Raw genomic sequence first — 13,939 nt, forward strand, 5'->3', positions numbered from 1 at the left:
ATCGATGCGTTCCGCCAGTCACCACCGTTGCCCGCGAAACCCGTCCCCCGCCGCACGGACGCTCTCCCTGGTACGGCGGCCGTTACAACCGCCTCCCCCACTGCTTCTGCGGCGGAGCGATCCTGTGCACCTGCGCTTCCGAGGTCGTCACCTTCTCGGACAACGTCGGTGGGCTCAGCTCCGGAATTCTCACTGGTGACGGGCCCTGCCCCGGAGTCCGTTGACCACCAGTCCGAAGGTGGCTGCGGCGATGACCGCAGCGGCGACGGCGGGTAGGGCCCCGGCTTGCCAGTTGTCGAGTACTGCCCCGCCGAGCGTCGCCCCGGTGGCGATACCGAGGTTGAGTACGGTGATGCCGATCGCCCCGGAGGCGGCCTCCCGACCGGGGGAGGCGATCCGTAGCAGGTGCATCTGGAAGACCGGTGGCAGCAACCCGATGAGTACGCCCCAGCCTGCGATCACCACGACTGCCACGGAGAGATGGAGATCGAGTAGGAGCAGTGAGGCGGCGCTGCCGGCGAAGGCGGCACTGACCCAGCTGAGCGCCTGCCGCGGGAACCGGTCGGAGAGTGATCCGGCCCCGATGGTGCCGACCACCCCGGCCGCTCCGAAGACGAACAGCAGTATGCCGCTGGTGGCGTTTTCGTAACCGCCGAACTGTTTGAGCAGCGGTGCGATGTACGTGTAGAGCAGGAAGTGGCCGGTGATGACGAGCCCTCCGGCCAGCGCGACGCCGAGTACGGTCCACAGTGCCGGGTCTCGGCCTTCCTGCCGCACGGCTGGCTGGGGCGCGTCTGAAAGCGGCAGGGAACGGATACCCAGGGCCGCCAGCGCGAGCAGCGCCGCCAATGCGCCGAAGGAGACCCGCCACCCGAGCGCGACGCCGGCGGTAGCGCCGAGCGGAATGCCGACGATGCTGGCCATCGCGGGACCGGCCAGCACGACCGAGACGGCCCGGCCGGTCCGCGCCGGCGGGACGAGTGTGGCCACCGTTGGCACGAGCAGCGACCAGAAGAGGCCGTGCGCGGCAGCAGCGGTGATACGGCTGGTGAGCGCCCACCCGTACGAGGGGGCGAGTGCGGTGCCGGTGGTCGCGAGGGCGAGTAGCAGCAGAATGAGGGTGAAGAGCCGTCGGCGCGGTACCCGTGCGGTCAGCCGGGTCAGCGGGACGCTGGCTACGGCGATCGTCAGTGCCCATGCGCCGACCAGTCCGCCGGCGGTCGCGGGTGTGATGTCCAGGCCGTCGCTGAGCTGCAGCAGCATGCTCGCGGGCAGCAGTTCGGTGGTGACAGTGGCGAAGGCCGCGCCCGAGAGAAGGAGCAGTGCTCCCCAGGGCAACCTGGGCGGCGCTTCCGCAGCAATTTCGGTGGGTTGAGTACTCATGGTCGGTACCGTAAAGTCTCTCATTCATGTGAGAGTCAAGGAGCGGTTCATGAGGATCGGTGAGCTGTCCAAGCGCACCCGGATTCCGATCCGGATGCTGCGGTACTACGAGGAGCGGGGGCTGTTGAGGCCGGAGCGCGCACCGAGCGGCTACCGGCACTATCAGGAGGCGGACGTCGAACAGGCAACGCTGGTGAGCAGCCTGGTCAGATCAGGGCTGCCGACCAGACTGATCCTGCCGCTGCTCCAGAAGAACCAACTGAACCAGGTGGACGGGGACGAAGCAGACGACGGAGACGACCTGGTCGCACTGTTCGACGCCGAATTCGCCCGCCTCGACAGCCAGGTCAAATGCCTGAGCTTCAGCCGGAACGCCGTCCAGAAGCACCTGCGACGCCTCCGCACCAACCGGGTCAATCAAGAATCAACGGTCGCCTGAGCCGCTCAACCACCGTGCGCACAGCGGATGGTGGCTTCGAGGTGCTCAGATTGTCGGCCTTCCGCCTCATGCAGAATGCCGCCGGCCAACGCCCGGGCAAGCACGCGTGGTCCGGTGAAGGTGCTGGGCGTCCTCGACCACCACGGGCAGTTGAGCTTCATAGCCCTGCAACCCGCCGGCCATGACAGCGTCGCGGCCGGATCCACTGCGGCCGGCAGCTCTCGATCCAGAAGTTGAACACGCGAAGATCCTCTCGGGGCGTCGCAAGTCCCGAACGTCCCTCGTTGCCGCCAGCCGTGTCAGGGTGGACAGAACCGACGCAGGCACCGAATTCCATGATCATGTGAGTGTCGAGTTCCCATGACCCCTGCGGAAGACCGTGCCTGCACCTGCATCCGCCCTGATCCCTCCCATCCTTGGCCAGTTCCGTGGTCAGCCTCCTCTGCAGCCGGCCGAGCATCCTGGCCTGCTGGAACGTCTGGCCGAGGTCCCCGATCCGCGAGCCGCTCGCGGGATACGGCACGCTCTCGGCTACGTCCTGGCGCTGGCCGCCGCGGCCGTGCTGACCGGAGCGACCTCGCTCCTGGCGATCAGCGAATGGGCTGCCGACGCGCCGCAGACAGTGCGGGCCTCCCTCGGCGCCCCGCACGACGTGCTGACCGGGCACCACCCAGTGCCCGGAGAGGCAACCCTGCGCCGGGTACTCTCCCGCGTCGACGGCGACGCCCTCGATCAGGCCGTCGGACGCTGGCTCGCCGACCGCCACCACGCATCACAACAGGCAAATGGTCTGCGGGGAATCGCCGTCGACGGCAAGAGCCTGCGCGGAGCCGCCCGCGCAGGAGGGCGCAAGATCCACCTTCTCGCCGCGCTCGACCACACCAGCGGCCTGGTCCTGGCCCAGCTCGACGTCGGCGAGAAGACGAACGAGATCACCCGCTTCAAACCGCTCCTGGACACCATCGGCAACCTCACGGATGCAGTGGTCACCAGCGACGCACTCCATACCCAGCACGAGCACGCCGCCTACCTGACCGGACGCTCGGCGCACTACATCGTGATCGCCAAGGGGAACCAGAAGAAGCTCCGCAAGCAGCTCGCAGCCCTTCCCTGGAAGCAGATCCCGCTGCAGGACCGCACCCGCGCCACCGGTCACGGCCGCAGCGAGATCAGACGCATCAAGGTCTGCACCGTGAACAACCTCCAGTTCCCCGGCGCCCAACAGGCCATCCAACTCAAACGCCACCGCGTGCACCGCAAGACCGGGAAGACCACCCTGTACACCGTCTACGCGGTCACCAGCCTGACTGCAGAGCGGGCAACGCCCGCCCAACTGGCGACCCTGATCCGCGGACACTGGTCAGTCGAATCGCTACACCACGTCCGGGACACCACCTTCACCGAGGACGCCTCCCAGCTACGGACCGGCAATGCACCCCGCGCGATGGCCACCTGGCGCAACCTCGCCATCGGCGCACTCCGCCTCGCCGGCACCACCAACATCGCCGCCGACCTGCGACACAACGCGAGAAGCCCCCACCGGCCCCTCGCTCTCCTCGGAATCGCATGATCACCAATCCGGACGAAGCACCACTTTGCTGAGACCCTGCTCCCGGTCCGGCAATGCCTTGAGGTTATCACCACGGCCAAAACGGGTCTTGGACACCCGCTCGGGCCAATGGCATCGTTCATGGGGCCGAGAGAATTCGGTACAAGAATGCGGGATCGGTAATTGCTGCTCATTAATCCAATGGAGCGATCATGGGAATGCTCGATGGCGAGATAGCGGTGATTACCGGGGGATCCACCGGATTGGCACTGGCCGGGGCCAAGCTTTTCGTCGGGGAAGGAGCGCATGTATTCATCCAGGCCCGGCGCCAGGAATCACTGGACGAGGCCGTCGCCCTGATCGGCCGCGACGTCACCGCGGTCCAGGGTGACGCGTCCGACCTGGACGACCTGGACCACTTGTACGACCTGGACCTCCGGGTGAACGTCCTGACCGCCGGCCAGGTCGGCACGGCCAAGCAGGAAGAGCTGTTCGACGAGACGACCAGGACTGCCTTCGAGTCCCTGATCCCCCGCGGAAGGTTGGGCCGCCCCGAGGAGATCGCCGCGATCGCCCGGTTCCTGGCCTCCGGCGACTCCAGCTACGTCAACGGGCTGGACCTTGCCGCCGCCGGCGGCACCACCGCTATCCGGACCAGGCACGAACGAGACCGGGTCATGCACGAACGAGACCGGACCACGCGCGAACGAGACAGAGCGGCGCCCCAAGAACAGGTGCCCCCGAGAACAGGAAGAGAGCACAGCTCATGAGCAGCATCACCTTCATCGGCGCGGGGAACATGGCCCGCACGATCGGCGCACTCGCGGTAGCGGGCGGCAACACCGTCGAGATCATGGCACGCGATCACTCCAAGGCCGAGGCCCTGGCCCAGGCTCTGGGCGGCGGCACGACGACGGGTGAGTGGGGCGCCGTCCCGGCCGGGGACATCGTCATCACGGCCATGTTGTACGACGGGGTCGTTCCGGCCGTCGCCCAGTACGGAGACGCCCTCGCGGGCAAGACCATCGTCGATATCAGCAACCCCTTCAACCCCACGGGCGACGGCCTGGCCCACAGCGAGGAGACCTCGATCGCGCAGGAAGTCGCCAAGGTGGCCCCGGCCGACGCGAGCGTGTTCAAGGCCTTCAACACCATCTTCCGCGGCGTTCTGGAGAACGGCCGGCCCGATGTCTTCTTCGCCGGTGACGACCCGCAGGGCAAGGCGGACGTGGCGGCATTCATCAAGAGTCTCGGACTGCGCCCGCTGGACGTCGGCGGCCTGAAGATGGCGCACTGGCTCGAAGGAGCGGGCGTGCTCACGGTAGGCCTCGCCGGCAACGGAATCGGCCACGTGAACTTCGCCCTGGGCGTCAACGAGTTTACGGGCTGACCCCCGGGGCCGGCCAAACAGTCGGCGAATAGGGGGCCGTGCGCTCCGGCTAATTGACGGAACCACCGACGCGTCGATGCCAAATGTCAGATTCCGGATTTCAATAGTGGCGAAAGAGTTCGCCCGAGGAGGCGCAACGCAATGCAGCTCGGTTTCGTGATTCCCCTAGTCGGGCCCGCGGTCAGCGACGCCCCCGCCCTGAGCGCTTTCGTCCGCGGACTCGAGGACCTCGGCTACGACACCCTGTGGGTCGGCGATCGCCTGGTCACGCCGGTTGATCTGGGCAACGGCTACCTGGACCGGGGGCCACAGATGGCCCGCTCCTTCGACCCGATGCTGCTGTTGACCGTCGCTGCGGCGGCGACCGACCGGGTACGCCTGAACACCAGCACGCTCAGCACGTTCTACTACGAGCCGCCGCACCTGGCCCGGCAGTTGACCACGCTCGACGTGCTCAGCGGCGGCCGCCTCGGCCTGGGTGTGGGGGTGGGGTGGATGAAGCAGGAGTACGACATCGTCCGCAGCGCGGACTGGAGCCGGCGCGGCAAGATGCTCGACGACACCCTGGCGTTCCTGCGGGCGTGGTGGACGACCAGTCCCGTGTCCTGGGACAGCGAGTTCTTCACCATGCCACCGGTCCACGCCGGCCTCCGTCCGGTCCAGGCGGGCGGGCCGCCCATCTGGATCGGGGGTGCCAGTGAGGCCGCGATGCGCCGGGTCGGCCGCAGCGGGGTCGGCTGGCTCGGGGTCGAGGGGCCGGCGCCCGCTGCGTCGGCCAGTAGCCAGGACGAGGGCGCCGGTCGCTTGTGGTCGAGCGGCGGAGGAGGCCGGCCGCGATCCCGACGCACTCAAGACGGCCATGCGGATCAACCTCGAGCCGGGCACGTCCGTCGGCTCGGTCGCGGACCAACTGAAGCGGTACGCCGAATCCGGTGTCGACGAGGCGTACTTCGATGCCTTCACGATGTTCGCCGGCCTTGACCAGCTACTCGACTTCGCCGGCCAGGTGATCGAGCGTACCGGCCGGTTGTGACACCCAGGAAACGACCACCGAAGAAGCCAGAGGAAGAGAGAACTCACCATGAGCAGCATCAGTTTCATCGGTCTCGGGGGCATGACCCACGCCATCGCCTCACGTGCGGTAGCGGGCGGTAACTCCGTCGAGCTGATCGGCCGTGACGCCGCCAAGGCCAAGGGCCTGGCCGCCGAGCTCGGCGCCGGGGCCACGGTGGGGACCTTCGGCGCCGTCCCTGTGGGCGACATCGTTGTCCTCGCCGTGCCCTACACCAGCGCCGTGCAGGTCGTCGCCCAGTACGGGGATGCCTTGGCCGGCAAGGTCATCGTCGACATCTCCAACACCTTCGACGCCGACGCCACCGGGGTGGTCACTCCCGAGGGCACGTCCGGTGCGCAGGAGATCGCCGAGGCGGCGCCGGCGGGCGCGCATGTCGTGAAGGCGTTCAACACAGTGTTCGGCCATGTCCTGGTCCAGGAGCGTCCGTTGGACCTGCTCTTCGCCGGAGACGACGCACGGGCCAAGGCCGACGTGTCGGCGTTCATCGCGAGCCTCGGACTGCGTCCCCTCGACGTCGGCGGCCTGGAGATGGCCCGCTGGCTGGAAGGGATCGGGCCGCTGCTGATGGGCCTGGCCCGGAACGGCGCGGGGACCTTCGACGTCGCCATCGGCGTCGACCTCCGCGGCTGAGCGCGCCCGCACCACCCGGCACCACCACTTCGCGCACCACATCACGACAAGGAGCAGTACGTTGCGCGTCTTCGTCACTGGCGGGACCGGCCATTCCGGTTCGTACATCATCCCCGAACTCATCGCCGCAGGACACGAGGTCACCGGCCTCGTCCGGTCGGACACGGCCGCCGCGGCACTGTCCGCGCTCGGCGCGAAGATACGCCGCGGCGACCTCCAGGACCTGGACGGGCTCAAGGAGGCGGCCGCGGACTCCGACGGCGTCATCCACGTCGCACACCGGCAGGACCTGCTTCCGTCCGGCGGGATGGCTGCCGTGGCCGCCGCGGAGCTCCCGGTCATGCTCGCCTACGGCGAGGCGCTCGCGGGGACCGGTAAGCCGCTGGTCGCGGCGGGAAGCATCGGCTCGCCCGGGACCGGGACGTACCTGGGCCGGCCGGGTACCGAGGAAGACCCGGCCCTGCCCGTCGGCGACGAGCAAAAGGGCACCCTGCGGGCCCGTAATGTCGTGGAGTCCGCCGTCATCGGACTCGCCGAGCAGAACGTGCGGTCCTCGGTCGTGCGGATCGCCAACATCATGCACAGCACGACCGACCGTGGCTTTCTCCCCATGCTGATCGCGCTCGCGAAGGAGAAGGGCTTCGCCGGCTACCCCGAAGACGGCACGAACCGGTGGAACGCCGTGCACGCCCGCGATGCCGCCTCCCTGTTCCGTCTGGCGCTGGAGAAGGGCCCGGCCGGCAGCTACTGGCACGCGGTCGAGGACGAGGGTGTCCCGTTCCGCGAGATCGCCGAGGCCATCGGCAGCCGCCTGGGCCTGCCCGCCGAGAGCGTTCCCCTGGACGAGCTGATCCTGCCGGCACATTTCGGGTTCCTTACGAACGTCGTCACGCAGAGCTACCCGACGTCCCACCTCATCACCCGCCGGACCCTCGGCTGGGAGCCGGCCCAGCCCCGCCTGCTCGCCGATCTGGACAACGGCCACTACTTCCCCGCCGGCTGACAGCAGGAAAGGGCAAGGCTCGTACAAGGACAAGGCTCTCCCGGAAGGACGCCGAGAACATGACGACTGTGGGATTCATCGGAAGCGGAGCCGTCGGCAGCACCCTCGCGCGACTCGCCGTCGAGGCCGGCCACCAGGTCGTGCTCAGCAACTCGCGCGGTCCCGGGACGCTCACGGACACGGTCGCGAGACTGGGTCCGGGGGCCTCCGCGGCGACGAGCGCGGAAGCCGCGGCGGCCGGTGACATCGTCGTGGTCACGGTGCCGGTCACGGCCTTCCCCGACCTTCCCGCCGCACCACTGGCGGGAAAGACGGTCATCGACACGTGCAACTACGGCCCCGAGCGGGACGGGCACATCCCCGAGCTCGACAGTGGATCGCTCACCTCGAGCGAGCTGCTGCTGCGATACGTCCCGGACGCCGGGCTCGTGAAGGCCTTCAACACCATCTACTTCAAGCACCTGCTGACACTCGCCCGCCCGGCGGGGGCGGCCGACCGGTCGTACCTGCCGATCGCCGCGGACTCGGCGCCGGCGAAGGCGGCGGTCACCGACTTCATCGACTCCATCGGGTACGGCGTGGTGGACGCGGGCCCGCTGGCCAACAGCTGGCGGCAGGCCACGGGCACACCGGTGTGGGGCGCCCCCTATGGGCCGTACTCGAACGAGAAGGGCCGGCCCGCCGGCGACGACGTCATCCGCGCGGCACTGGCCACCGCCACGCGGTAACCGCGGGTCGGCGCGGGCCGGCGACGTCGTCGACCAGCACTGAGCACGTGAGCACGTGAGCACGACCAGGAGAGGCACATGACCGACCACCCGGCGCTGATCGCCGTGACCGATGCGGAACTCGAAGACCTGCGCGCGCGGCTACGCGCCACCCGGTGGCCCACCCGGTGGCCCGTCGACGGCTGGGAAGCGGGCGCCGACACCACCGAGGTGCACCGCTTGGCCGAGTACTGGGCCACAGGCTATGACTGGCGCACCCACGAGGCGCGGATCAACGCCCTGCCGCACCATGCGGCCACCATCGGCGGCACGCCCGTCCATTACCTCCGGTTCGACGGCGAGCGGCCGGGCGCCCTGCCGATCGTGCTGACCCACGGCTGGCCCAGCACCTTCCTGGAGCTCACCGACCTCGCCCGGCGTCTCGCGGAGCCGTCGAAGCACGGCGGCGACGCGTCCGACGCGTTCACGGTCGTCGTCCCCTCGCTGCCCGGCTACGCGTTCTCGCCGCAACGCCCGGACCTCCCGCCGACGCTCCAGACCCACCAGATCTGGCACCGCCTCATGCGGGACGAGCTCGGCTTCGACCGGTACGCCGCCCATGGCGGGGACCTGGGCGCGGGGATCACCTCGCGTCTGGGTGAGGCCTACCCGGAGTCGCTGGCCGGCATCCACCTGCTCGCGGTCGCCGCACCCCAGGAGTACGACGCCGCCGGCCTCACCCCGGACGAACAGGCCTACCTCGATCAGGTCGCCAACTGGAGCGCGGAGGAAGGCGGTTACCAGCACCAGCAGAACACTCGGCCCCTCACCCTGGCCCACGCCCTGGCGGACTCTCCGACCGGCCTGCTGGCCTGGATCGTGGAGAAGTACCGCGCCTGGAGCGACTCGGGCGGCGACCTGTCGTCCCGGTTCACCGACGATTTCGTCCTCACCCAGGCCTCCCTGTACTGGTTCACCGGCACGATCTCGACGTCGTTCCGGCCCTACTACGAGTACGCCCGCGGCCTGACCCGGCGTATCGAGAAGGTCGAAGTGCCCACCGCCGTCGCCGTCTTCCCCGTCGACCTCACCCGGCCCCCGCGCTCCTGGGCCGAACGCACCTACAACATCACCCGGTACACGTCGATGCCGCGCGGCGGACACTTCGCCGCCCACGAAGAGCCCGGACTGCTCGCCGGCGACATCACCGAGTTCTTCCGCCCACTGCGCTGAGACCGACCCGGCAGCGGTCCAGGAGCCGGCCGGCCACCCCTCAGGTCACCAGACGGCTGCGGTAGGCGATTCTTCCCCAGCCCGGTTGCTGTGATCGTTGGCTGCGGAGGTGCTTGCGCTGACGGGCTTCGGCTGCCTGGTCACAAACGTACGGGTCGGCGTCTGCTGCCAGTTGGCCGGGCACAGCCGAGGTCGCGGGGTCTGCGGGCTGTGGGGCGGGAGAGCGGCCCATGGCGATTGCGACCGAGGCGCGAACACGGGGGTTGCCGTCGTTCGCGAGCAAGCGGACCTTCGGCAGGGTCCTGGGCTGCTGAAGGAAGCCGAGGGAGCTGAGGGCGCAGACGCGCACCTGCGGGCGCGGGTCGTCCAGCAGGTTCAAACAGCAGGTCGACGGCCGCCTGCTCTGTCCCGTGGCTGCCGAGCGTGCCCACGACCGCGCTGCGGACTCCCTCGTCCGAGTCCTGCGCAGCGTGGCCAGCAGGTAGAGATCGCCCGGTTCGGGGACGAAGCCGAGCAGCCGGATCGCCGCCCTGCGAAGGTCCTCATCGTTGCCAACGGCGCACGGCAGGAGGATTCGCGCGCGGCGGCGGGTTTCCCTGCGCGAGTGCACAGAGCCTCGTCGAGAGGGAGTCCTGGTCGTCCCCCAGATTGCGGGAGCAGGCCCGCAACAGGGCGGCAAGTGACGTGTGGCCGGCGGTCTCGGCCGGAATCCGCGCGAGCACATGACGGGCATACCAGTTGCCCGCTTCCCTTGCTGCCGCGAGATGCCGTTCCAGGTGCGGAACCAGCTCCCGCCGCCGGGCGGCCACGAGCTCCTCTTCGATTGCTGCAAGCTCGTCGAGGTCGCAGTCCTGATCCGTGAGTCCGGCCGCCGGCTCACCAAGGCGCGGGGTGAGGTCATCCGCTGCCCGTTGGCCTAACCCGTCCTCCTTCTGATCCTTCAGACGGCACCGAACCTGCCACCGCGGGTTCCCCTGCTGCGGTCACGGAACGGATGGTCCAACAGGCCTCTGACAACGGCGTTCGTGACAGCCGGCGGACACAGCTCGTCGTCGACATTCCACGGCTTTGACTGAGCCTCCGCAAAAGCCGGACCACCAGCCCTGCCGGCTGGCGCAGAGGGCGAGACAGGTTCCGCTACCCGGCGAGATGGCGGAACAGACTCTCGAGGTCCTGTTCGCCGTCCCGAGTCTGGGCGTCGTTGGCCAGACCGGCGTCCATGAGCTGTGCTGTGGCGGGTCGGAATACGAGCCCGGCCCAGGCGGCGTTCTCCCGCGCCAGGCCGTCAGAATGATCGCGGGGAACGATGGCATGCTTGGCTGCCGCGACAACGCCGTCGGGCAGCGCGGCGATGTTACCGGCGAGGCGGTTGACGAACTCGTCGAGCTGGTCGGCGGGAACGGCTCGGTTGACCCAGCCGTACCGCTCGGCGGTCTCGGCATCCATCAGGTCGGCGCCGAGCACGATCTCCAAGGCGCGGTGACGGCCGACGCGCTCGGTGAGGTACTGCGTGGCGCCACCGCCAGGGACGATGCCCATGAGAGCTTCGATCTGGCCGAGCCCGGCCGTGCCGGTCGCTGCGAACGCCATGTCCGCTGCTATGACGAACTCGGCTCCGCCGCCGCGCGCCTTGCCGGCGAGCTTGACGATGGTCACCTGAGGTTGGCGGCGTAGCTGCTCCCCGACTGCCTGGAAGACGTTGACGCCGTCCGGCAGGTCGGCCATGAGTCCGGCGAGGGCGTTCGGGGTGGCGGTCATGTCGACGTGGGCGAGGAAGAAGTCCGGATCCGCGCTGTCGAACACGATCACGCGTACGGTGTCGTCGCCGGCCAGCGTGGTGAGCAGGCGCCGCAGGTCGGTCATGACCGCGACGCTGAGGACGTTGATCGGCGGGTTGTCGATCGTGACGTGTGTGACTGCGTCCTTCCGGCTGACGCGCAAGGTCTGGTAGTCGTCGTGGCCCATGGCTTTTCCCCTAGGTACCTGGCAGGATTCTGGTTCCTGTTGCATACCTACAGTGAAACCGGCTGTGACCTGCGTCAATAAGGCACTTCAGGCATCCCAGGGATCGTGGAGGATACCGCTATGGCCACTTCTGAGGCCGTCTACCGGGCCATCGCCGAGCACGACGTGGTGTTTCGGGCCGACTGTCCGAGCCGGCCCATCCTCGATCAGATCGCCGACAAGTGGTCGATGATGGTGATGGCGGTCCTGGTCGAACCACGCCGGTTCAACGAGATCAAGCGCCGCCTCGACGGCGTCACGCAACGTGTCCTCACGCAGACCCTGCGCCGGCTCGAACGCAACGGGATGGTCGAGCGCCGCGTGCTGCCGACCTCGCCGGTCGGCGTCGAATACTCGCTGACCTCTCTCGGCGAATCCCTGCGCGAGCCGTTCGCCCACCTCTACGACTGGACCGTCGCGAACGCCTCCGAGATCCAAGCACGCCGGCGCGACTACGACCAGCGAGCCCCGCGCTGACACCGCCCTGAGGCGAGCCGTAACAAGCGGTACCCACCTAGGGCGTGTGCCACGCGCCGACCAGGACCGGCGGCTCAAGCCCATGCGGGGAGCTGTGACGGTCGGGGAAACAGTGCCGATGGTGTCGTTGATCGAATGACTGGGGCCGCGGCCCGGGTGCGGGCGGAGTCGGAGCAGCTCACGGCCTGCCTCGCGAGCTGTCCAAAGCTGGATACACCCATCGACAGCCATCCAGCCGTACCGTCGGTCACGACGAGCCTGCCTACGAGCTCGCAACACGATCTTGGTGGCCGGGCAAATCCTGCCCCTGAAGCTCGGGTTCGGCTCGGGCAGACCTGCTGGCGCCGCCTGGAGCGGTGGCAGAAAGCGGGAGTCTTCGACCGGCTTCACCGGCTCATGCTCGCGGAGCTGAACGCCGTCGGCGAACTCGACTGGTCACGTGCGTGCGTGGACGGTTCCCACGTCCGCGCGAAAAGGTGGCGCCGGTATCGGAGCTGTTCGCGGCAGACCGATGTTGAGCAGGCCAGGCGTCAGGATGCCGCGGGCAGGGCCCCCGGGGCGGCTGCTACTTCTGCCGTGCATGGCGAAAGGTGGTCAGGCCGTAGCAGGCGACAAGGACGACGGTGAAGGCGAGGCCGATGCCGGCGGCCTGGCGCATGTCGGGGACCTTCACCGCGGTGGCGGCGACGGAGAGTACTCCGGCTCCGGCAAGGACCGCGAGCATGCTGCCGCCCGGGATGCTGAACCCGGTGAATTCCGTGGGATGCGCGTTCCGGTGGCGCCGGAAGGCGACGTACGAGGCGAGGATCAGCAGCCACACCAGCAGGACGGCGAAGATGGCGATCGACATCATGATGCTGAAGAGGCCACTGACGTCGTAGAAGGCCAGCAGAGCGGCGGCTGCGATGCCCAGGGTGGATACGGCCAGGGCGATGGCGGGGACGCCGCGGCGGCTGAGCCTGGCCATCGGGGCGGGGGCCAGTCCGTCGTCGCCGAGCGAGTGCAGCAGTCGGGACGCCCCGTAGAGGTGGGCGTTGGCCGCGGACACGGCGGCGATGAGCACGACGGCGTTGGTGACGGTCGCCGCGGCAGGCACGCCGACGTCCGAGAAGACCTGCACGAACGGGCTGGTTTCGACACTGCCGTCGCCGGCCGCCATGTGTCGCCACGGGATCAGCGCCATCACCAGGATGATCGACAGGATGTAGAAGAAGCTCAGCCGCCAGGCGAGCTGGCGCATCGCGGTGCGGATGGTGCGTTGCGGGTCGGCGGCCTCGGCCGACGCGATGGCGACGACCTCGAAGCCGGCGTACGCGAACATCACCACGGACATGGCCAGCCAGACGGAGCTCGCCCCGTGCGGGAGGAAGCCGCCGTCGTCGGTGAGGTGGGCGAAGCCGGTGGCCTTGGTGTCGGGCAGGCCGAAGAAGACCAGCAGGGCGGCGCACAGGATGAACGCGCACAGCGCCACCACCTTGATGGTGGAGAGCCAGAACTCGGTGGTGCCGAACGACTTCACACTGATGATGTTGACCACGAGCACCACCGCGGCGATCGCCAGGATGGCCGCGGACATCGGTGCGTCCGGCCACCACCAGCGGATGTAGAGCGCGGAGGCGACGACCTCGGTGCCGATGACGACGACGGCGCTGAACCAGTACAGCCAGCGGCTGAGGAAGCCGGCCCACGGGCCGAGGTAGCGGTGGGCGATGGTGCCGAAGGAGCCCTGGACCGGGTGCGCGGCGGACATCTCGCCGAGCAGCACGGCGATGATGGCGACCAGCGCGGCCCCGGCCACGTACGAGAGGATTACGGCAGGGCCTGCGGCGGATATCGCCGATCCGGAGCCGAGGAAGAGGCCGGTGCCGAGCGCGGAGCCCAGTCCGATCATGGTGGTCTGTCGGTGCGTGAGGGAGCGGACCAGCTTGTCGCCACCACCGACGGGTCTGTCGGTTTCGGCGTCGGGGGAGGCTGGGGCCAGTGCGGGTTCTCTCGGTGCTGCCATGGCGGCGGTGCCCTTCTGAGCAGGAGTGGGGTGGGGTGGGGAAG

The 13,939-nt window shown here is 68.8% G+C and carries 14 protein-coding genes and 2 pseudogenes; 12 read left to right on the plus strand and 4 right to left on the minus strand.

Annotation, left to right across the window (positions count from 1 at the left end; all coding sequences use genetic code 11):
* Positions 1–189: 189 nt before the first annotated feature.
* On the minus strand, positions 190–1,383 hold the full coding sequence (locus EAO72_RS17145) for an MFS transporter (protein WP_187285096.1): 1,194 nt from the start codon (positions 1,381–1,383) through the stop codon (positions 190–192).
* Positions 1,384–1,432: 49 nt separating this feature from the next.
* Here EAO72_RS17145 and EAO72_RS17150 point away from each other — a divergent pair, with 49 nt between their 5' ends.
* The 9 genes and pseudogenes from EAO72_RS17150 to EAO72_RS17190 all read left to right on the plus strand — a co-directional run bounded on the left by EAO72_RS17150 (position 1,433) and on the right by EAO72_RS17190 (position 9,409).
* On the plus strand, positions 1,433–1,822 hold the full coding sequence (locus tag EAO72_RS17150) for a MerR family transcriptional regulator (protein ID WP_187285097.1): 390 nt from the start codon (positions 1,433–1,435) through the stop codon (positions 1,820–1,822).
* 379 nt (positions 1,823–2,201) lie between these two features.
* Positions 2,202–3,392, plus strand: coding sequence for an ISAs1 family transposase (locus EAO72_RS17155; RefSeq protein ID WP_148018209.1), 1,191 nt, complete (start codon positions 2,202–2,204; stop codon positions 3,390–3,392).
* 191 nt (positions 3,393–3,583) lie between these two features.
* Positions 3,584–4,021, plus strand: a pseudogene (locus EAO72_RS17160) (SDR family oxidoreductase); the annotation flags it as partial.
* 116 nt (positions 4,022–4,137) lie between these two features.
* A complete protein-coding gene (locus tag EAO72_RS17165) occupies positions 4,138–4,761 on the plus strand; it encodes an NADPH-dependent F420 reductase (RefSeq protein WP_148018211.1) in 624 nt (207 codons plus the stop codon).
* Between the two features lie 141 nt (positions 4,762–4,902).
* Entirely contained in the window at positions 4,903–5,742 is an 840-nt protein-coding gene (locus tag EAO72_RS17170; RefSeq protein ID WP_261991529.1) for a TIGR03619 family F420-dependent LLM class oxidoreductase, read from the plus strand.
* Positions 5,743–5,842: 100 nt separating this feature from the next.
* On the plus strand, positions 5,843–6,466 hold the full coding sequence (locus EAO72_RS17175; RefSeq protein ID WP_148018212.1) for an NADPH-dependent F420 reductase: 624 nt from the start codon (positions 5,843–5,845) through the stop codon (positions 6,464–6,466).
* A gap of 61 nt (positions 6,467–6,527) precedes the next feature.
* Positions 6,528–7,469, plus strand: coding sequence for an SDR family oxidoreductase (locus EAO72_RS17180; protein ID WP_148018213.1), 942 nt, complete (start codon positions 6,528–6,530; stop codon positions 7,467–7,469).
* Between the two features lie 59 nt (positions 7,470–7,528).
* Positions 7,529–8,197: an NADPH-dependent F420 reductase gene (locus EAO72_RS17185; RefSeq protein ID WP_410090393.1), complete on the plus strand. Its 669-nt coding sequence runs from the start codon at positions 7,529–7,531 to the stop codon at positions 8,195–8,197.
* A 78-nt stretch (positions 8,198–8,275) separates the two neighbouring features.
* Positions 8,276–9,409, plus strand: coding sequence for an epoxide hydrolase family protein (locus EAO72_RS17190; protein WP_187285098.1), 1,134 nt, complete (start codon positions 8,276–8,278; stop codon positions 9,407–9,409).
* 40 nt (positions 9,410–9,449) lie between these two features.
* Here EAO72_RS17190 and EAO72_RS44075 read toward each other — a convergent pair whose 3' ends face one another.
* A complete protein-coding gene (locus tag EAO72_RS44075) occupies positions 9,450–10,142 on the minus strand; it encodes a HEAT repeat domain-containing protein (RefSeq protein ID WP_410090395.1) in 693 nt (230 codons plus the stop codon).
* Between EAO72_RS44075 and EAO72_RS42030 the strand changes: the two genes are divergently transcribed.
* The gene (locus EAO72_RS42030) at positions 10,132–10,329 is read left to right on the plus strand and encodes a hypothetical protein (RefSeq protein WP_187285100.1); all 198 of its coding nucleotides are present in this window, start codon (positions 10,132–10,134) and stop codon (positions 10,327–10,329) included. The genes EAO72_RS44075 and EAO72_RS42030 overlap by 11 nt on opposite strands.
* A 217-nt stretch (positions 10,330–10,546) precedes the next feature.
* Here EAO72_RS42030 and EAO72_RS17200 read toward each other — a convergent pair whose 3' ends face one another.
* On the minus strand, positions 10,547–11,452 hold the full coding sequence (locus EAO72_RS17200) for an enoyl-CoA hydratase/isomerase family protein (protein ID WP_315986308.1): 906 nt from the start codon (positions 11,450–11,452) through the stop codon (positions 10,547–10,549).
* Between the two features lie 42 nt (positions 11,453–11,494).
* On the opposite strand from EAO72_RS17200, the gene EAO72_RS17205 reads away from it, so the two are divergent.
* Entirely contained in the window at positions 11,495–11,890 is a 396-nt protein-coding gene (locus EAO72_RS17205) for a winged helix-turn-helix transcriptional regulator (RefSeq protein ID WP_148018215.1), read from the plus strand.
* Between the two features lie 301 nt (positions 11,891–12,191).
* A pseudogene (locus tag EAO72_RS17210) lies at positions 12,192–12,361 on the plus strand (IS5/IS1182 family transposase); the annotation flags it as partial.
* A 94-nt stretch (positions 12,362–12,455) separates the two neighbouring features.
* On the opposite strand, the gene EAO72_RS17215 reads toward EAO72_RS17210, so the two are convergent.
* On the minus strand, positions 12,456–13,939 hold a 1,484-nt coding region (locus tag EAO72_RS17215), incomplete at its 5' end, for an amino acid permease (RefSeq protein WP_315986309.1).

The organism is Streptomyces sp. OR43, assembly GCF_008042275.1.
Taxonomy (GTDB): domain Bacteria; phylum Actinomycetota; class Actinomycetes; order Streptomycetales; family Streptomycetaceae; genus Streptomyces.

What these genes read in the sequence shown, in the direction of transcription:
- EAO72_RS17150 (WP_187285097.1), top strand. Translation starts at nt 1,433, where the DNA reads ATGAGGATCGGTGAGCTGTCCAAGCGCACCCGGATTCCGATCCGGATG.
- EAO72_RS42030 (WP_187285100.1), top strand. Translation starts at nt 10,132, where the DNA reads ATGACGGGCATACCAGTTGCCCGCTTCCCTTGCTGCCGCGAGATGCCG.
- EAO72_RS17165 (WP_148018211.1), top strand. Translation starts at nt 4,138, where the DNA reads ATGAGCAGCATCACCTTCATCGGCGCGGGGAACATGGCCCGCACGATC.
- EAO72_RS17145 (WP_187285096.1), bottom strand. Translation starts at nt 1,383, where the DNA reads ATGAGTACTCAACCCACCGAAATTGCTGCGGAAGCGCCGCCCAGGTTG.
- EAO72_RS17175 (WP_148018212.1), top strand. Translation starts at nt 5,843, where the DNA reads ATGAGCAGCATCAGTTTCATCGGTCTCGGGGGCATGACCCACGCCATC.
- EAO72_RS17170 (WP_261991529.1), top strand. Translation starts at nt 4,903, where the DNA reads ATGCAGCTCGGTTTCGTGATTCCCCTAGTCGGGCCCGCGGTCAGCGAC.
- EAO72_RS17185 (WP_410090393.1), top strand. Translation starts at nt 7,529, where the DNA reads ATGACGACTGTGGGATTCATCGGAAGCGGAGCCGTCGGCAGCACCCTC.
- EAO72_RS17190 (WP_187285098.1), top strand. Translation starts at nt 8,276, where the DNA reads ATGACCGACCACCCGGCGCTGATCGCCGTGACCGATGCGGAACTCGAA.
- EAO72_RS17205 (WP_148018215.1), top strand. Translation starts at nt 11,495, where the DNA reads ATGGCCACTTCTGAGGCCGTCTACCGGGCCATCGCCGAGCACGACGTG.
- EAO72_RS44075 (WP_410090395.1), bottom strand. Translation starts at nt 10,142, where the DNA reads ATGCCCGTCATGTGCTCGCGCGGATTCCGGCCGAGACCGCCGGCCACA.